12 protein-coding genes are annotated in these 19,367 nt (G+C 41.1%); all 12 read right to left on the reverse strand.

Annotated elements, in window-relative coordinates; translation table 11 throughout:
* Positions 1–4: 4 nt before the first annotated feature.
* On the reverse strand, positions 5–1,708 hold the full coding sequence (locus ACFWMP_RS26665; protein ID WP_042191712.1) for a type 2 periplasmic-binding domain-containing protein: 1,704 nt from the start codon (positions 1,706–1,708) through the stop codon (positions 5–7).
* 115 nt (positions 1,709–1,823) lie between these two features.
* Positions 1,824–3,362, reverse strand: coding sequence for a response regulator transcription factor (locus tag ACFWMP_RS26670; protein WP_379425250.1), 1,539 nt, complete (start codon positions 3,360–3,362; stop codon positions 1,824–1,826).
* 15 nt (positions 3,363–3,377) lie between these two features.
* A complete protein-coding gene (locus ACFWMP_RS26675; RefSeq protein WP_339243455.1) occupies positions 3,378–5,183 on the reverse strand; it encodes a sensor histidine kinase in 1,806 nt (601 codons plus the stop codon).
* A 25-nt stretch (positions 5,184–5,208) separates the two neighbouring features.
* The gene (locus ACFWMP_RS26680) at positions 5,209–6,741 is read right to left on the reverse strand and encodes a response regulator (protein ID WP_379425311.1); all 1,533 of its coding nucleotides are present in this window, start codon (positions 6,739–6,741) and stop codon (positions 5,209–5,211) included.
* Between the two features lie 193 nt (positions 6,742–6,934).
* Positions 6,935–7,999, reverse strand: a complete 1,065-nt coding sequence (locus ACFWMP_RS26685; RefSeq protein WP_379425253.1) for a bifunctional transcriptional activator/DNA repair enzyme AdaA — start codon at positions 7,997–7,999, stop codon at positions 6,935–6,937.
* Between the two features lie 7 nt (positions 8,000–8,006).
* Positions 8,007–8,795, reverse strand: a complete 789-nt coding sequence (locus ACFWMP_RS26690; RefSeq protein ID WP_379425255.1) for an isocitrate lyase/PEP mutase family protein — start codon at positions 8,793–8,795, stop codon at positions 8,007–8,009.
* Between the two features lie 159 nt (positions 8,796–8,954).
* Positions 8,955–9,881, reverse strand: coding sequence for an EamA family transporter (locus tag ACFWMP_RS26695; protein WP_379425313.1), 927 nt, complete (start codon positions 9,879–9,881; stop codon positions 8,955–8,957).
* Positions 9,882–10,124: 243 nt separating this feature from the next.
* On the reverse strand, positions 10,125–12,788 hold the full coding sequence (locus tag ACFWMP_RS26700) for a stalk domain-containing protein (protein WP_379425257.1): 2,664 nt from the start codon (positions 12,786–12,788) through the stop codon (positions 10,125–10,127).
* Between the two features lie 190 nt (positions 12,789–12,978).
* Positions 12,979–15,048, reverse strand: coding sequence for an iron ABC transporter permease (locus ACFWMP_RS26705; protein ID WP_379425259.1), 2,070 nt, complete (start codon positions 15,046–15,048; stop codon positions 12,979–12,981).
* Positions 15,045–16,067 (reverse strand): ABC transporter substrate-binding protein, encoded by a 1,023-nt coding sequence (locus ACFWMP_RS26710; RefSeq protein WP_379425261.1) that lies wholly within the window; start codon positions 16,065–16,067, stop codon positions 15,045–15,047. Before ACFWMP_RS26710 ends, ACFWMP_RS26705 begins: the two co-directional genes overlap by 4 nt.
* A gap of 205 nt (positions 16,068–16,272) precedes the next feature.
* Positions 16,273–17,112 carry a BglG family transcription antiterminator LicT gene (gene licT / locus ACFWMP_RS26715; RefSeq protein ID WP_042191726.1) on the reverse strand — a complete coding sequence of 280 codons (840 nt, stop codon included), beginning with the start codon at positions 17,110–17,112 and terminating at the stop codon, positions 16,273–16,275.
* 278 nt (positions 17,113–17,390) lie between these two features.
* A complete protein-coding gene (locus ACFWMP_RS26720; RefSeq protein WP_379425264.1) occupies positions 17,391–19,262 on the reverse strand; it encodes a beta-glucoside-specific PTS transporter subunit IIABC in 1,872 nt (623 codons plus the stop codon).
* Between the last annotated feature and the right edge of the window lie 105 nt (positions 19,263–19,367).

A 19,367-nucleotide genomic window follows, 5' to 3' on the forward strand; every position in this document is an offset into this window, starting at 1 on the left:
CTAACTATTTAACACTCCAAGTATCAAATCTCCATTTAAGCTGTTCATTGATTCTGTCTTCGTAAGCTTTAATATCCGCTTTATGAAGTTCTCCAACAAATTCAGTCCAAACTTTATCGAAATCGGAAGGGCTAGCCAAGATTGCTTTTGGCAGGTACTTGGTCTTAACTTCTCCCATCTTCGTATCGGCAATTTTTGCTGGAGAATTTTCAACAAGATCTATCGACCAAGCAGGATAAGCCACTGGGTTCGGTCCAGGCTTACTGAAGAAATCTACATAACTGTTGAATCCATATGCGTCAAGAACTTCCTTGTCATACGCTTCCAACCCTGCTTTATATTCTTCTGGTTGGGCTGCCGCATCCGTTGAGTTACCGTCTGCAAAGTACCCTTGCATTTTCGGAGCGGTAGCATACCAAGCTTCTGCTTTGTTACTTAGCTTCCATGTAGCATCAACTGCGTTATCCCGTTGCTCCTGGTTTCTTATAAAGCGACCGTCTACCACTTGATAATCTTCGCCTTCAATCCCCCAAGTGAGGGTTCTTTGCCAATCTTCTTGAATCAATGTGTCCATAAGTTTAAGGATTCTCACTGGATCCTTAGCATTGACAGTAATCCCGAATCCATTATTCAAGTTAAGAGCAGGACGATCCAGATAATAATCTTTGGTGTTAGTATCATACACAAGAGGCAGACCTACATAAGTGCTCATATCTTTCCCTTGTGTCTTGAGTGAATCTTCTGCTTTACCAAAGTTCCAGTGCTGATCAAACATTCCCAGTACGGCTCCGCTAGACAATTTAGCTAAATATTGGTCATAATCCATTACAAATGCTTCTTTATCAATAATACCCAACGCATTCATATCATTAAGTTTTTTATAGTACTGCTTTGCATAGTCTTTATCCGCAAAGATTTCTGCTACGTTATCCTTAACTACTACTCCGCCATCATTAGGATGACCAATCAGATGCTGAGGAGCGTTAAACAATCCCCAGTTTCTCCAGTCTTTGTTATGAATCTCAAACCCAATTGTTGGTTGACCATCAATGGTTGGATTTTTCTCTTTATATTTCACGATAAGATCAAAATACTCGTCCAAAGTTTTAACCGTTGGATAACCGGCATCTTTAAGTACAGCTTTCTGAATCCAGAAAGCTGGGCCAGAGTAATAGGTTGTATTCATCTCACCATTGTACGCACCATAGTTTGGAAGTGTATAAATGTGTCCATCATTGGGATCCTTCATCATGTTCCAGTAAGCTGCGTAATGCGCTTTCAAATTCGGAGCGTGTTCTTCAATTAAGTCCTCGAGAGGAATAAATGCACCTGCTGCCGTCAGTTGGGTATTGGAACTCATCAGATCTGGATAATCCGAACCGGCAATCATAACGCCAAGCTTCTGTTTAAGGTCTCCAGCCAAGAATTCAAAATTGAATGATGCGCCTGTTTTTTCTTTGATCATCTTGTAAATTTTGTTATCTGGTGTGGGTTGCTGACCTGCTTCTCCAAGAAAGATACTAACTTCAAAAGGCTCTACCTTCTTGTCATCGGTTCCAGCTGCAGTTGCAGCTGTTGTTTCTGCCGGTTTGTTTTCCCCCTTAGCAGTATTACCGCTGTTATTTCCACCGCACCCTGCTAGAGCAAAACTTAGGGATAACACAGCAATCAGACTAAGTTTGAACTTTGATATTGACTTGCCCCCCATAAAGCACCTCCATATTTTGTTGGTGTAACCATATTGTAAGCCCTTACAAGTTAAATTATAGAGGTGATGATGCCATTGATAATACACCAGAACTAAAGGTGTACCCCCAAAAAGTTTAGGTATTCGTATGTTTAAATTCATTAGGGCTCATCTTCATCTTCTTTTCAAATTGTTTGAGAAACTGACTATAATTGGAATACCCTACTTTCTCGGCGATCTCACAGTTTTTCAGCTTATTGTGTTGAAGTAAACGCGCAGATTCCTTAATCCGGAGGTCATGCAGCTGCTCATTAAAATGAATGCCATTCTTCTTGATCAATAATTGTCCCAGATACACTGGATGCAGGAAGAATACCTCCGACAGCTTTTTAATTGTAAGATTTTCGTGATAATGCGCTTCAATATAGTTGTTGATTTCCTGTACAATCCCCTGTGATTTTTGGATTTGTTCTTTTAGAAGAATATCAATACTCGCCTCACCACATGATAAAAGATTACGCATTAAATCGTTCAATTTCATCATCGAGTCCCGCATTTCGGGGATTGTTATTTGGGTTAACAAGGAGGATACTTGAACTTCACTAGCTTTCGAAGTAAACTCAACGATCTTATACATAATATGAATAACGATCTTCTTCACAACCTCTGGAGCGATGCGCATCTCACGAAAACTACGAGAGGCCAAGCCCACAGCTTGTTTAAAGCCTTTTATGTCCAGTGTGTTAATGGGTCTCATTAAGTCATCCATCAGTTGAATTTGATCATAGTGATAGCTGAATTGACTATCTTTGGTTCCCTGATAGGTCAAGAATCCTGAATGATCCGAATTATAAAAATAATACATTAGCGCTTCTTTCGCCGTTCGGTAGCTATTCGCAATTTGAAGCAAAGAGCCCTCGCTATCCCCTACTGCAATATACATGGCTTGCTTAGGGTGTTCATTCAGCAAGGGAGCTACTGCAGGATATATTGCGGCACCCTCATCAGACTCCGAAGGATAGCCGTATACGATTCCAAAGCAATAAGCCTCCAGATCGATCAGAAACATCGATTCCGTATTCGTTAGGAGAGCTACTGCTTTCTCTCTGATTTCCGTATACATCGTCGGGTCTGTCTGCAGTAAACAAATATTCCAAAGGCTTTTGCCTTCCGATAGACGTGTAAGTACTGTAAAGTCTGACTTATCTTCTGCCTTCTCATTCAGAATGCTCTTAAGAAGAGAGACAACCTCCTCTGAGTTTGCCATTTGATTTAAGCTTCGCTTCTGAGTCTCCTGTTCTAATTCCCGATATATCTCCTTCAATTCTTCTGACGCCTCTTCTTCGAAAAGCGGCTTCATCAGATAATGGTTAATGCCATAACGTATAGCTGTCTTAGCATATTCAAACTCACTATAACCGCTTAGTATGGCAAACTTAATCGGTTTAGTCTCCTCTTGCTGCCAGGCGGAAACCATTTCCAGACCATTCATTAGCGGCATATTTACATCGGTAATGACAAGATCCGGCAGTAGCTGCTTTATTAACTGTAAGCCCTCTTTGCCATTACTGGAGGTTCCACATACTTCAAAGCCAAGCGCCTGCCAGTCTATCCATAGCTGCATCCCCTCAAGAGCACTAGGCTCATCATCGATCAACAATACTTTGTATTTCATAGGCTCCCTCACCTTCTAGCTATTTTTTCGTTCCAGGAGCTTTAGCGGAATGCCAAACGTGACAACGGTCCCTTCATTTGGGACACTGCTGATTTCAAAGCGAACCTGATCTTCATAATATAGCTCCAGTCTGCGATACACGTTGCGGATTCCGATATTCGTTCCTGAGGAGGCTTCTTCATTTTGAACATTAAATAAAATTTCTTTAAGCTGGCTTGGTTCGATCCCTTTACCGTTATCTGAAATTGTAACTTGCAAACGACTATCCTCGATTTCCGTCTTTACTTTAATGATACCGAGTCCTTCTATGGCCTGCAGACCATGCTTACAGGAATTTTCTACTAAAGGCTGCATGCTTAGCTTTGGAATTTTATATTGCAGCGACTGCTCATCGATCTCAAATTGATAATCAAATTTATCTCTGAACCGGAATTTTTCTATTTTCAGATACATCTCAATGAACGTCATTTCTTCTTCCAATGTAACGAGATCTTCTTTCCAGCTAAGTAGTCTTCTGAGCAACTTGGATAAACTCTTAATGATGTCTGTAACGTCTGAATAATTATTTTTGGTACAGACCACTAAAATGGCATTTAAAGTATTGAAGAGAAAATGGGGATTCATCTGACTTTGCAAAAAATTCAGTTCAGCCCTTACTCTTTCCATCTCCAGATTATTCTTTTGAATCTCTAGTTTGTATACATCGTTAATTAGAGAATTAATTTTAGTGGTCATTCTATTAAAGTTATGAATCAAGTCACCAATCTCATCTTGTCCTTCATCGATTTGAATAAGATCGAATTTCTCATTCGTTACTTTCTGCATATGCCTAGACAAACGTTTCACCCGATAATTGTAGGATCTTAACATCACATATAGAAAGGCGGTTGTGAGCAAGGTGACAATGGACGCCAAAATACCCGCATAAATTCGAATCTCCAGAATGGCCTGAGCAATACGCTCCCCCTGCGTAACCCCTATAATTCGCCAGCTTTTTATATAACTAGCCCCGCCAACGGGTACAATATGTATGTCTTCCTTGCGCTCATCATCCTGAAGCTCGAATACAGGATAAGGATCCTTCGTACCTCTCTGATACCCGCTCTGAGCAGACATAATGATTTCATCCTGCCCGTTAACCAGGTAAAGACTCAAATAATCCTTTTCTCTAATTATAATGTCATATATTTTACTGATATCCAGGTCAATTCTAAGCAGCTTCTCATAGGTATTCAGTGAGCTGTATACATCCATTCGTTCAATTACACTTAAATACGGGGCATTAGAAGCCACATTAGGCGCTGAGCTCATTTGATAAGCAGCAAGAAACATATGTTTATTCGCAGCACTGAACTGCTTATACCACTCACTCTCCCTTACCTTGTCCGTGATGACCTGATAGTTACTCCCGGAAACAATAGAGTCATTATTCGTAAATACAGTAATTCGTTCAAGCTGATTGTTAACTGGCATATAACTGTTCATCCGATCTCGAAGCTGTTCGTCGAAGGTGTCATAAAATTCAATCATGTTCCCATACCTCCGCTCTAGCAATTCATACAGATTCTTATCGGAGGACAGCGTATAGCTAACTGCTACTCCACCCTCAATGAAATCCTGAATATCCTTTCTGGCCCTCTCTAAAGAGATTTCTAAGTTTTGCTGTTCTCTGGATTTGATCAAATCGGAAATCCGATCCAAAAAAACAAGGTTGATAATAATGATAGGGAGAAGCACACCAATAATATAAATGAGGGAAAATTTATAGTTCAGTGGAATGTCATTGACTATTTTTCTAAATCTGAATTTTTTTCTCTCCATACGAAACACCTTGCTTCCCCTAGAGCTATTGGTTTTTATTTTCATTTTTATAGACGGATGGGACTACCCCTACAATCAGCTTGAACTTGTCTATAAAATAGTCTGTATTTGAAAATCCCACCTGCACCGCAATATCCGATATTTTCAGCTGCGTTCGCTTAAGCAGACTTTTGGCTTCCTCAATCCTTTTGGCATTTAAATATTCACTAAAGCCCTGACCCGTTTGTTTCCTGAAAAGCTGTCCCAAATAGGTAGAATTGATATGAAATTGCCGCGCTAAATCCTGAAGCTTCAATTTATTCCGAAATTCACGATCCACATACTGAATCACCTTGTAAATCGTATTTTGTTCATTCTGCTGCTCTAATTCAGATAAATAGACCGTCGCCAGCATAGATAGACTTTGAACATAGCGGCTTAATGCAAAATAATCATTTAACTCCCCTAAATTCCCATATTCTTGCTGAATCTTTATCATCATCGTATCTGGAGTACCATTCATTTGGGCTATAAGTGTACAAATTGTAAGCTCCAAATGAGCCACCTGAGCTTGCACGATTTCAATCGTCAATAGATTCTCTACGAAAAAAGCAAACGTTTCTTTTACACATGGCTGTATCTGTTCTATATCGTTTGCCAGAACCTTATCCAGCAGCAGTTTGAAGTGATCCTCATGGTGTTCATTCTTCTTTAGAGCCCTAAGCTCACAATAATAAAAAACCCCCTTCTTCTGCTGATGTGTCTTTCGTTTCCATACATCAAGTGCTTGCATATAGATTTCTCGAATCGAACATATGCCTACCATTCTAGTGCTAATCGCTAGAAGTACCGGTTCATATAATTGTTCAGCGAAATCCGAACGAATCTGGTTGACGATAGCGTCCAGACTCTCATTCCCAATAGAAGCAGACTCAAGAATGATCCCTGTTCTTCCCGATCGATCTTGAAAGAAATGTATACTTTCCTGAGGAAAGTAGTCGACGGTTCGTGGAAGAAATGGATTCAAAGATGTGGCTGGTTCGATAAGAATACACATTAACTCTGCATTCGCTTGAAGCTTCAACGTGCTCTGGGTTAGAAGCTCTAAATTTTCGTTATACTCGCCTTGTATTAGGCGGTTGACGATATTGTTTACGACAAAGAATTGCTTCTTATCAAGCTCCTCATTGGAAGCGATTTCATTTTGAATCATAGGCGTAATCCTGCTTAATAAGGACTCTATTTCTTCATCATCAATAGGTTTTAATAAATAGTCATTCACTCGTTGCTGCAATGCCGTACGTGCATATTTAAAGTCATCATACCCAGTCAATACCACAAATTTCGGAGGCTTTGTCATCACTTCATTCAATTTTGCGATAAGCTCGAGACCGTTAATAACCGGCATATTAATGTCCGTTAGGACCAATTCCGGTTTATATTCTTGTATAAGTCTCAATGCTTCTGAGCCATTATGGGCTTCCGCGCACACTTCAAATCCATATTTTTCCCAGTTAATCATCGTTCTCAGCCCTTCAAGCACCCAGGGCTCATCATCCACGATCAGAACCTTCAGCATGATGTTCACTCCAATCTCCTAAGATAAGGCTCGCTTTCTTATGAAAATATATATTATGCTAACACAATTGGATATTATTGTGAATTCATAATTTTTCCTTCTTTTGCTTAAAACAGTACTTTTAAATCTGGAAAAAGCATAAAAAAACGACGTATCCAGACTTTCAGACACATCGAGTTCAGTATGGTTTTAGTTAATAAGCTACCTTCGAACTAAGGTTGTTCTCGTGATTGATTAACCATTCTTTTCTTGCAATGCCGCCGCCATAACCCCCTAATTCACCATTACTATTGATCACGCGATGACACGGAACCAAGATCGATAATTGATTCGCTCCATTAGCTCTGGCTACAGCTCGACAAGCCGAAGGTTCGTTTATGTTCTCTGCAAGCTCCTTGTAAGAGACCGTCTGGCCTACAGGAATTCTTCGAAGTTCATTCCATACCTTTTGCTGAAAATCAGAACCTAAATAACGAATCGGTGTTCTGAATTCTGTAAGTTGTCCTTCGAAATAAAGACTTAATTCCTCTTCAATTTGCTCTAGCACAGGAACCTTTTCAGGCAAAATCGTTGCATTTAAGCGGGTGCGTAATTTCTTGATTTCATTCTCAAGTCCCTTTCGGTCTACAAACTCCAGCAGTAAAAGGTACTCTTCCTCTGCGATCGCAAGCATAGACCCTAATATCGTTTCTATCCAGGTGCAGTGCAGCACTTTAATCTGCTTGGAGTGATTCGGGACGGTGCCCATCGTTCGTGAAAAAGCATCCCTAAATCCATTACTCGAATCGTACCCGCTATCCAGTTGTGCGTTAATGATAGAATCCCCATTCCTGATATGTTTGAATGCCAGTCCTAAACGTCTGGAACGTGCATATTCAATAAAGGTCATTCCGAATTGCTTCTTAAATTGTCTGCGTGCAGTATTTGCACTAATCGACAGCTCATCAAAATCTTTATCTGTCCATTTCCTTTCCGGATTACGCTCTATAGCTTCAACAAGAAGCTTTACTTCTGAGGACATTTTTGTCGGATTGGACAAAGGCTGGCATCTTTTACACGGTCTATATGAAGCTAACAAGGCTTCTTTGGCTGTTGCGAAAAACTCACAGTTTTCTTTATATGGCTTTTTAGCCGGACAAGTTGGCCTGCACATGATGCCTGTTGTTTTTACGCCGACAAAAAATACACCTTCATAATTGGAGTTTTTTTCGACTAACATCTCATAATATTTATCGATTTGCTGTTTATTCGTGATCATAGTGTCGTTAGCTCATTTCTAAATAATGTGCGGGTGGCTGCAGAATGGACCGGGTATCGTCTTGAAGATGATGCAGTGCTTGAAAGTAACTATATGGACCATAGCTAATTCTTTTTACGCCAAGCTCCTGCAATTCAGCATTTGAAATCATACCATCCATCACCATAACATTTACAGGCAGTGGCGACTGCTGCACAAAATATTCAATCAAGTTTCGATCGGTGAGTCCTGGTATAAAAATTCCATCCGCTCCAGCAGCAGCGTAAGCACAGGTACGCTCAATTGCTTCATTCACTAAATCCAAAGAATGCTTCCCATTTTTGAAAAAGAGATCGGTTCTGGCGTTAATAAACACCTTCTTCTGAAGTTTGGCTGCCACTTGCTGTATAGTTCGAATACGATGAATTTGTTCCTCGATTGCCCATAATTCATCGTCCGGATGATTCACCTTTTGATCCTCAAAATTAATCCCACAGATGTCTAGCTGGAATAATTGTTCTATGTTATTGGCTAAGGACTCTTCATTTACAGCATACCCACCTTCAATATCTACCGTCAATGGCACAGATACATGTTCTGCTATTCTCGTAACAGCCCACAGTAGCTGCTCAAATGAGAGCTGTTCACCATCCGAATACCCCCATGAATCCGCCATAGCGAAGCTGCTTGTGGCTATAGCCTTTGAACCGGCTTTTTCTATCGCTTTAGCCGAAGCTACATCCCAGCAGTTATATAGCATTAGCGGATCTTTTTGATCGTGCAAAGACTTAAAATAGTCATAGTCATTTCTGTTCATCAGTGGTCATCTCCATTAAATAGAATAGCACCACTATATAATAGACAATGATTCGCCATACCAGAAAAATTAACACCAATCTTTTTTCGCAAAAAAAAACACCGATTGATGATCTCATCCTATAAGGACCTGATCATACCATCGATGTTAGTATACAGTTTAAAGTTCTACCTTACGAAGTGATGGTTTGGAGGATGGTTTGGGTGACTTTTCCCCTGTTCGCATCGGTATGATTTGTGGTGCAGCAATTCCGATCAGAACAACGAAAATTCCAACCCAGCGAAGTAGGGATACTTCTTCTTGCAGGACTAACACGGAGGCTACTACAGCTGCCGGCAACTCCGCCGCACCAAGAATCGTTCCCAGACCTGATCCCAGTTTCGGAACACCAATAGAAAAGAAAAGCACAGGAATAACTATGCCAAGCAACCCTAAAGGAAGACCATACTTCCAAAGTCCATCTGTAAGTGCTCCGTCATAAATAAAGGAAGGGGAAAAAACAACCATAATAATAATCATTGCACTTGTAGTCATATACAAGCTTTTATTCACAGCAGGTACCTGAGTAGCTACTCTTCCACTAACAAAAATATACAAGGCAAACGACACCGCAGACATCAAACCGAAAACAATACCACTCGTAGTCATTTCGCCTACACTAGGTTCTAGAATCCCCCCAGCAAAAATTGTTCCTATCAGAAGGATAACCATCGAAATTATTTTCTCACGACTAGGCCATTTTCTATCTACAACAGCCTCCAGAATCACACCAATCCAAGTAAATTGGAATAAGAGAACGATCGCAATCGAAGCAGGTAATTGTTCAACGGCAAATCCATAGAAAATCCCCGTCATACTAATGGTAATCCCGGCGCCTAATAACGAAGCACCTACTTTTAACCCGAGTTTTTTTCGGGAAAATAATACAACTAACAAGAGCAGCATGCACCATCCAAAAAAGTATTGCGACCCGACCAGTTGCTGCATTCTAAATCCATCGTTCATTCCAAGCTTGACGATCGTTGACAGCGATCCATAACTACATGCTCCTATAAATACTAGTAAAGCATATTTGAGTAACTTCATATCCATCGTAATCTTCTTTCCTTTCTGTTGAACCATCCTATTGAACCGTCCAAATCACATAATAAAGCCCCTTGTCATCGAAATGACAAGGGGCGACTGAAACCAAAGAATACATCTTTGACAAAATTCCGCCACTCCATCCACTGGATAGAGTTTGGTTTATTTACTTATAACAATACGAATTATAATATGATAAATCACACAGGGTGTCAACTTGAAATGTTTACAATAACTTAATTTCGGTTATATTTCAAATTCTTCTGTTGAATTTGAAAGACCGCCATTCTGTACACCACTATTATTGGCTACAGCAAGAACATACACCTTATATTTGACACCTTTAACAATTGCATTGCCATTAACATCCCTTGTCGCAGTGAATGTTGAAGGATTCGTCCCGTTAGGGATTACCGACGAATAATAAGAGGAATTCACCGCAAGAGCATCCGCCGTACCAAACCCTTGTTTAGACGGAACCACCAATACTCGGTATTCCGAAATATTGCTCTCATTGGCGGATTTGTCGAAACTGATCAGGATTCTACCATTGTCCTCTCTATACGTTACATTTGTTACAGAGATCACCGGACTTTTATTCGTAGATAACGTAATGGCTGATGATTCCCCAGAAATTGCATTTGGACCCGCATAATTTCCGTTGCCGACAGATAATACATACACTTTATAACTAATTCCAGCCTTTATTAAATTACCACGTACGTCTCTGGCGGAAGAATCTAATACTTGACTGGTACTGCTGCCTGATGTACTTACCGAGGTGTAATTAGCACTGGATACATTATTTGCATCAGACAGGCTAAAGCTGCTGTAATTAGACGTAGGTACCACCATAATCCGGTATTGGTTGATGTAAGTTTCATCTGTGGCGTGGTTAAACGATACCTGCAAATCCCGGCCGTCGCCGTAGTCATTAACATCGCTAACATTCAAGTTTGTAACAGCCTTTAGGCTGGAATTATTAAACAATGTAACTATCGGTGAAGCGGAAGAGAGCTCATTAGAATCCGAATAACCTCCGCTTCCAACAGATAACACATACACTCTATAGCTACTACCACTCTTAATCAGATCACCGAGAACATCTCTAGTTGACGAATACAAGACCTGATTTGTAGAAGACCCACTTGTACTAACAGCTGTATAGTTGCCACTTACTACATTATTAGCTGCGTATAAATCAAAACTGCCATAATATGACGTCGGAACTACCATAATTCGGTACTGACTGATATAGGTTTCGTCCGTTGCATGAGTAAATGACACTCTCAAATCTCGGCCATCTCCATAATCATAAACATCACTGACACTCAAGTTAAAGACTGTGCTCACACTGGAATCATAAATTAATGTAATTACTGATGAAGCATTCGAAAGAACATTCCCTCCTGAATTACTTCCGCTTCCAATAGACAAGATATATACTTTATAGCTGACTGCATTCTTTATCAAAGCTCCACGTACATCTCTGGCTGACGAGCTCAATGTTAGGCTGGTTGAAGTACCATTTGTACTAGCCGCTGTATAGTTGGCATTTGTTACATTATTGGCTTCGGCTAAACTAAAGCTACTGTAATATGACGTTGGAACCACCATGATCCGGTACTGGCTGATATAGGTTTCATCCGTCGCATGAGTAAATGACACCCTTAAATCTCGGCCATCATTATAGTTGCTGACGTCGCTGACAGTTAAGTTAGAGACACCTATGTTGGTCAGTGTTATTACAGAGGAAACAGAAGACAATACATTATTAGCTGCATTACTGTTATCAATCGCCATAACAAACACTCTATAGCTTACGCCTGTTTTAAGAAGTGCTCCGTCTGTATCTCTGGATGCTGAAGATAAAATTTGAGTGATATTATTCCCTGTCTTACTGACTAGCGTGCTGTTCGCACTAGATACATTATTGGCTGTGCTTAAATTAAAATTCGAATAATTATTACCTTTAACAACGAATATCCGATAAGAACTTATCTTCGACTCATCTGACAGCTTATTGAAGCTGACCGATAAATCTCTTCCATCCCCATAATCACTTATATCATTTACTTGTACATTATTTATTGCTGTTACAGTCTTATTCACTAGTGTTATAGAGGAGGACCCAATAGAAAGTGCACTGGTATTACTTCCTTTGCCAACCGTCAAGACATACGCCACATATGCTTGATTATTCTTAATTGAATCACCATCGATAGTCCTCATGCCAGACGTCAACTTGACCGAAGGATTCGTACCTGTTGGTAATACAGTAGAATAATTATAAGAAGTTATCGTTTGTGCAGAAGACAAGTTGAGAATATTCCCTGATTTCACAATTAGAACACGGTAATGATCCACTAGTGACTCATTTGCCGCTCGAGTAAAGCTAACCTGAAGATCACGACCATCCCCGAAATCACTTACATCCTGCGCTATTACGTTCGATACTGGACCAGCATTTCCAACGTTCGAGGCTGAAGTCGTTATCGTTACAACCTGCGTCTTGGGGTTCCAGCCCACTTCATGGCCCAGTGCTTCACTGACGAATCTTGTTGGAACCATCGTTCTGCCCTTCAGATTCAAACCAGGCACGTCTAGCGTTACAGCCTTATTGTTAATGGTTGCTGTCTTTGAGCCAATCTTTAACATAATCGTTGTATCATCTTTAGTTGCCGTTACAGTTTGTGCTTTTTGATTCCACTTGATGGTGGCATTAAAGGCTTCAAAAATAGCCCGCAGCGGCACCATCGTCCGCCCGTTCACCATCACGGGTGCTTGATCTGTTGACAATCGAACCCCGTCAATAATAATACTGATCGGAGTAGCAGCCTTCACAGAGGATTGAAACATCATCGGAATGACTACTAAAACTACTAAAATTGAAATCCATAACTTCTTCACAGATCCACCCTCCTGGAATGACGAATACATTTTTTACCTACTCATTTGACGCTTCTAAGTATATAAAAGTTTCATGATTTATAGGTTACAAAAAAATAATCTTGACACCCATCACCCCATGATGAAAGACGAGCTAAGCACTCAGAGAAATAAAAAAGAGAGAGTAGTATTTCCACTCTCTCCCCAAGGTTTACACCTTTCTAACCTGAGACCGATACATTAAAAATAGGAAATATGGAGCACCGATCAACATTATAATCAGACCCGACGGGATTTCTTTCGGCGCCATTATGGTTCTTCCCAGCGTATCCGCAATCACGAGCATCAATCCGCCAAGTAATCCTGACAGAACAATAGATCGTCTCGTGTGATGCCCAATCATCATCCGTACAGCATGCGGCGCCATAAGTCCGAGAAACCCAATGGTTCCTACACTTGCAACGGCTCCTGCTGCAAGCATCACACCAATAATCATCGCCCAAAGCCGAGTTCCGCGAACGGGTAAGCCCAGACCTGTTGAACTCTCATCGCCAAATGCTAGTAAATCGAATCTACGTCCTAAATAATAAGCAAAAGGAACGAGTACTATCAGGAAGATAAACAAGCTATTAAATTGATTCCAGCTTCGCCCGTAAGTCGAACCCGTTAACCAAATTAAGGAGCTGCTGCTCCATAAACTGCCCTTGACGATCATGACCTGTATTCCCGCAGAAGCAATTGCTGATACTGCAATTCCAAGCAGGATAAGGACAGATGGATTCAAGGCTCTACGCCATGCCATAACAAACACAAAGGCTGCAGCCAAAGCACCACCCGCAATTGCTGCAATAGGGACTGCTAATACCGTCAATGCCGGAAAAGCGACCATTACGGTTAACGCCCCCAATCCAGCACCCGAGGTCACACCAATAATGGAGGCGTCAGCCAGCGGATTTCGGACAGCGCTTTGAATCAAGACACCACTAATGGCAAGCGCGATACCGCCTCCAGCCGCAACGAGTGTACGCGGAAGCCGTAAATTCAGCAGGACGGAATAAGATCCATCTCCGCTGTGGATAAGACTGCTCAGTAGCTCGCTAATCGGTATTCTCGTTCCCCCAAGTGACAAACTCACAAGGATAACCGCAACGAGCAGTACGGTCATGGTTATCACCGCCGGAACAAAGCGCATCCGAAGCGCAGTTCCACCTATATTCATAGATGACTGACCTGAGCCTGAACCCGATATATTTTTCATCTTGGTGAGCACCAGCCATATGAGCCAAGGCGCTCCAATAATCGCCATAACCGCCCCAACTGGCATCTCACCTACACTGCTACGAACCATACGCGCAAGCGTATCCGCTGCCGTAATGAGCAGTGCTCCCCACAGCGCACTTGCAGGAATGAGCAGGTGGTGCTTTCGAATACCGCTAAGCCGAACCAGATGAGGAGCCACCAGACCCACAAATCCGATCGGACCGACCACGCTGACCACGACCGCAGCCAACAATACAGATAAACCTAGACCTAACCCCCGTGCCAATCCAACACGTTGCCCGAGTGAACGAGCAGTGGACTCATCAAGCTCCAACGCGTCAAACTGCCTACCTGCGAGCATAGCTGCTATTAGCAATGGAATAACAAAAGGCCAGGCATACTTAACACCGTCCCAATCTAGCTGAATCAGTGAGCCGGAGCCCCATAAAAATAGGTTTTGCGTTTCGTTCTTGTTAAAAATATGTAGGGCCGATGTAAACGCGCCGAGAACCATAGACACGATCATACCTGACAAAGCTAATCGGACAGGTGTGGCCCCCTTACCACCACTCAACAAATAGGCAGCCAGTGCAGCAAACAGCCCCCCTGCTACTGCAAGCAAAAATGGGAATTCATGCTGCAAAGCTGGAAAAGTAACCATACCTAGGACAACCATAAAATAAGCTCCAGCATTAATCCCCAATGTATCTGAGGAAGCAAGCGGATTCTTCGTTATCGTTTGCAATAATGCTCCAGCCGCAGCTAGAGCGGCCCCAGCCAGTAGGCCAATCACCGTACGCGGCATCCGGATATCCCATAGCAGATTATGTTCCATCACATCCTGGCGATTTAGCAATCCCTTCAATACCGTAGCTGCAGGAATTTTGGCTTCCCCGAAGCCTAGGCTTAGAATGGACAGAACAAAGAGGACGGCAAGGCCGCCCCCAAATATTCCAATGATTCGCCAAGTCATTCCGCTTGAGGCTTCTTTGCTGCTCTTCCCGTTCATAAAAGCACTCATTTCGTTAATGTATTTATAACTTCATCCACGATAACTTTAGAGGATATCGGACCGCCGAACACCCAAGTAGTACTGCTCAATCCGAAGGTACGATTTTCTTTCACAAAGTTAAGGCCGTTCCACACGGAATTATCCTTCAGCTCTTTCGTGAAAATATTATCATCCTTCTGGACGATATACATCAGGTTAGTATCCTGAACAGCCGGCAATGCTTCAACCGTTGATGTAGTGAATCCGTAAGCTTCGAATTTTTCGGGTTTCCAGTCGTTCTTCAAACCAATCCGTTCCAATGTTTGTACAGCAAGTGAGTTATCTGTAAAAAGACGCAATGTTGCCGCATTCTGATAGCTGTAAGCTTGCGTCAGCACGTAATTCAAGCCTTCTTTACCTGCTTCAGCCAGCTTTGCCTTCGCTTCCGCATAATGTGCATCCAGGTCAGCAAGAACCTTATCGCCTTCCGCGGTTTTACCTACAGCCGCTGCAATCGTTTTGAAAGTATCTTCCATCAACGTATACTGATTGCCTTGTCCTTCTTCCGGATACAGACCGAAAATCAGTGTTGGAGCGATGCCTTTTAATTGATCATAAATTCCTTCGTGTCCACCCGTATTCGCAATAATCAAATCTGGTTTTAATGAAGCAATGGTCTCTAGATCGGGCTCGTCGCGTGAACCAACATCCATTACGCTTGCATCAAGTGGTACTTCAGAAGTTACATATAACTTGTAGTTTTCGTTATCGGCGTTCCCCACCGGCTGCATTCCGAGCGCAATAATATCTTCCGTAAATGTCCACTCCAGAACTACAACCTTTTGCGCAGGTTTATCCAACTTAACCTCGCCTTTAGAATCTTTTAATACGATCGGACCGCTTGTAGATTCACTACTTGCATTTTCAGAAGCTGGTTTGTCATTTGCTCCCGCGTTTGATGTTGAATTATTCTTTTGGTTAGTACCACAGCCCGATACTACCAATATGATAGCAATAACCATAAATAAACTAATTAACCTTTTGTGCATTCTCTTTATCCCCCTGTATATAACGCTCGAAGTTATATTCTATGATAATTGTTATCATTCTATTGATAATGATTATCATAGATAACATAATAGTTATCTTATACGTGATTCCACTGAAAGTCAAAGTTAAAATTTTATATAGCTGAACTTTTTTCTAAAAAAAATCCTAATAAATCAAGGGCTTCCTTGATCATTAGGATGTTTGCTACTCCATTTTTTGGTTTGTAATTCTTTCAATGTGTATGGTGAGATACAACATTTCATCATTTGTTAATTCACGATTGTATGTTTTATCAATATAGATTTTTATTTTCTCAACGCTGGCGAAAGCTTCTTTGTATTGCTCCTTCACTAAATTAAATAAGCCATTCTCATTATCCGGAGGTGGAGTGCCGTTGATGAGACGTTGGGCAAAAAATTTCAAGTGAGTGATAAACCGATAATAAGCGAGGGACTCCTCATCATACTCTAGTCTAAAATGATGCTTCACTATATTTAAGATGTCATTCATAATCTTCGTAATATTGACCATATTCGGCATCTCTTCATTCAGTTCAGCATTCACCAGATGGAGAGCAATATGTCCAGCCTCATCCTCGGGAAGCATAATGCCAAACTTTGAATGAATAATTTGAAGTGCAGCTTTCCCAACCTCATATTCTTCCTTATAGAACTTTTTGATCTCCCATAGCATGGCGTTTTTAATCTTCATCCCTTTTGAGAATCGCTCTAACGCAAAGCTGATATGATCGGTCAGACTGATGTAGATACTATCATCCAGCATTTTACCTAGTTGCAGCTTGGCGAAATTGATGATCTCTTCTGAAAGCTCCATATGCTCTATTGGAATCTCAGAAAGCAGTGTTTTTAGCTTATCTGAAAGCTTTTGATTGCTTAAAGTGAAGATCTTTTCAATTTTGTCTTCTTCTAGATAGTCCCCTTGTTTTTTCTTAAAGGCAAGTCCTCTTCCCATGACTACCAGTTCAAAATTAAGATCATCTATGACAGTAACAACATTGTTGTTTAACACTTTTTCGATCCGCATACGGCAACCCCTTGTACCAGAAATTAAAAAAGGCAAAACCAAAAGTAACCATTAACAAATGGCTAAACTTCGGGTTTTGCCTGCACGACCAGTAACAATCCACAATTATTAATTTATAAAAATCATACCATGGACTTATTTAATCGACAAGCATCTAACAATCCTTTCCATTATGCGCAGCTAGCTATATTTTTATTATGTTTTTCATAAAAAATCGACCTCTCAGCATCCATACTAAGAGATCGATTTCGTTTTAATTCTTATGACCTACCACTAAATCAAACTACTACCGTCAACAAATCTTCGCCCGGTGTGATCGCTGCTTTTTTAGTGCCAATGACGTCACTATAGTTAGCTGTATTGGTGATAATGATCGGCGTTGTGCTTTGATAGCCTTCATTTTTTATTTGTTCGAGATCAAATTCAATCAGTAGGTCACCCTGCTTAACCGTTGCTCCTTCTTCCACTTTCACATCAAAGTATTTCCCTTTTAACTTCACAGTTTCTATACCGATATGGATTAGAACTTCAACGCCATCATCCGATACGACTGCAATACAATGGCCTGTTCTAAAAATGGTGGATACAACCCCGCTTACTGGGGAGTACAGCTTACCTTCTGAAGGTTCAATTGCCATCCCCTTACCCATTGCTTCAGAAGCAAATGCAGCATCATCTACGGAGGACAAAGGGATTACGTTACCGGCAAGAGGGCTTACAACAGTTGTACTTTTCACAGCGTGTGGGAGAATATTCTCGCTCTTTTCAGTATTCATATTCGTCTTTTCTTCTACACCATTCGATGTTTCTTCCACAGCATTCGCTTTCTTTTTGTCTTCAAAACCAAAGAACATCGTAATCACCGTAGCCAATATAATCGTCCCAAGAGCTATGATCGCTTGAATAGCCAAAGGTGAGAATGCAGGAAGACTTAATACGCTCACAAATGCGAATACTTCCATTTTTACACCAGCAAGACCTGACATCGCTCCACCTAGACCACCGGCAATAGATACATAAATAAAAGTCCGTTTGTAACGTGTCAACAATCCGTAAATAATAGGTTCAGTTACGCCTGAGAGCGCGCCAGGTAAAAAGGTACTTCCGGCCAATGTTTTCAACTTTTTGTCTTTTGTTTTCAAGAAAATCCCTAAGGCTACACCAAGTTGGGCGAAAATAGCCATACCTGCCATTGCATAGATCGGATCTCCACCCTTAGCAATGTTTTCAAGAATAATCGGAACGAGTCCCCAGTGCAAACCGAGCACGGTCAGGTACGTCCAGGAAATCCCCACAATTGCACCCGTAATAATACCACTCTTACTGCTGAGGAACACAATAGCGTCTCCGATTAAGTTCCCTACATTTACTCCAAACGGTCCGAAAACCAAAATGGTCAAAGGAACAATCAACATCAAACATAACATAGGTACCAAGAACAATTGTAAATCCTTGTGTATAAATTTTCTTAGTTGCTTATCTAATAAAGCATATATACAGATGGCGATGAAAATCGGAAAAACGCTCGATGAATAATCCGACATTACTAAAGGAATACCTAGAAAATGTGGAGATTCAACACTGGCTAATCCCGTAATATTAGGTTCGAGTAAAGCCGCACCGATAGCGCCCCCTACATAAGCATTTACACCAAGTCTAATCGATAACGTAATGCCTAGGAAAATTGGCAGAAAGTAAAACACAGCATTACTAGCGCCGGCTAATACTTTGTAAGTCTCTCCATCCGCCGCTAAAATATTTAACGAAGTCAGTACGGTTAACAGCGCTTTCAACATACCTGCACCCGCTAAGGCACCAATTAAAGGCGAGAAGCTTCTAGAAATCACATCAAAAATCAAGGTTCCTATAGGTTTCTTAACCGTATTATCGCCAGAATTACTATTAGGGGATATGGATTTGCTTATCTCTTTATAAACATCAGCAACATGGGTACCCACAATGACTTGGAATTGTCCCCCTTTGCTAACTGCACCAATAATCCCTTCCATTTTATCCAGCTTTTCTTTATCAACTTTCTGTTCATCATTAAGCGTGAATCTTAGTCGAGTAGCACAGTGAATTACGTTGTTAATATTTTTCTCTCCACCGACAGATTGAATGATGTCTTTACCCAGCTGTTCATAACTCATTATCCTACACCCCTTTGGTAACCGATATATTAATCAATCGAGAAGGAATGAACGCAAAAAAACCTAAATCACATTCATGCACGAGAGAGAAATCTCCCGTAAACA

Source organism: Paenibacillus sp. NPDC058367 (assembly GCF_042723305.1).
Classification (GTDB): Bacteria; Bacillota; Bacilli; order Paenibacillales; family Paenibacillaceae; genus Paenibacillus_AQ.

Bases quoted from the DNA above. Each gene is read 5' to 3' on its own strand.
- ACFWMP_RS26695 (WP_379425313.1), bottom strand. From the start codon at position 9,881: ATGAAGTTACTCAAATATGCTTTACTAGTATTTATAGGAGCATGTAGT.
- ACFWMP_RS26690 (WP_379425255.1), bottom strand. From the start codon at position 8,795: ATGAACAGAAATGACTATGACTATTTTAAGTCTTTGCACGATCAAAAA.
- ACFWMP_RS26685 (WP_379425253.1), bottom strand. From the start codon at position 7,999: ATGATCACGAATAAACAGCAAATCGATAAATATTATGAGATGTTAGTC.
- ACFWMP_RS26670 (WP_379425250.1), bottom strand. From the start codon at position 3,362: ATGAAATACAAAGTATTGTTGATCGATGATGAGCCTAGTGCTCTTGAG.
- licT (WP_042191726.1), bottom strand. From the start codon at position 17,112: ATGCGGATCGAAAAAGTGTTAAACAACAATGTTGTTACTGTCATAGAT.
- ACFWMP_RS26665 (WP_042191712.1), bottom strand. From the start codon at position 1,708: ATGGGGGGCAAGTCAATATCAAAGTTCAAACTTAGTCTGATTGCTGTG.
- ACFWMP_RS26705 (WP_379425259.1), bottom strand. From the start codon at position 15,048: ATGAGTGCTTTTATGAACGGGAAGAGCAGCAAAGAAGCCTCAAGCGGA.
- ACFWMP_RS26720 (WP_379425264.1), bottom strand. From the start codon at position 19,262: ATGAGTTATGAACAGCTGGGTAAAGACATCATTCAATCTGTCGGTGGA.
- ACFWMP_RS26710 (WP_379425261.1), bottom strand. From the start codon at position 16,067: ATGCACAAAAGGTTAATTAGTTTATTTATGGTTATTGCTATCATATTG.
- ACFWMP_RS26680 (WP_379425311.1), bottom strand. From the start codon at position 6,741: ATGCTGAAGGTTCTGATCGTGGATGATGAGCCCTGGGTGCTTGAAGGG.
- ACFWMP_RS26675 (WP_339243455.1), bottom strand. From the start codon at position 5,183: ATGGAGAGAAAAAAATTCAGATTTAGAAAAATAGTCAATGACATTCCA.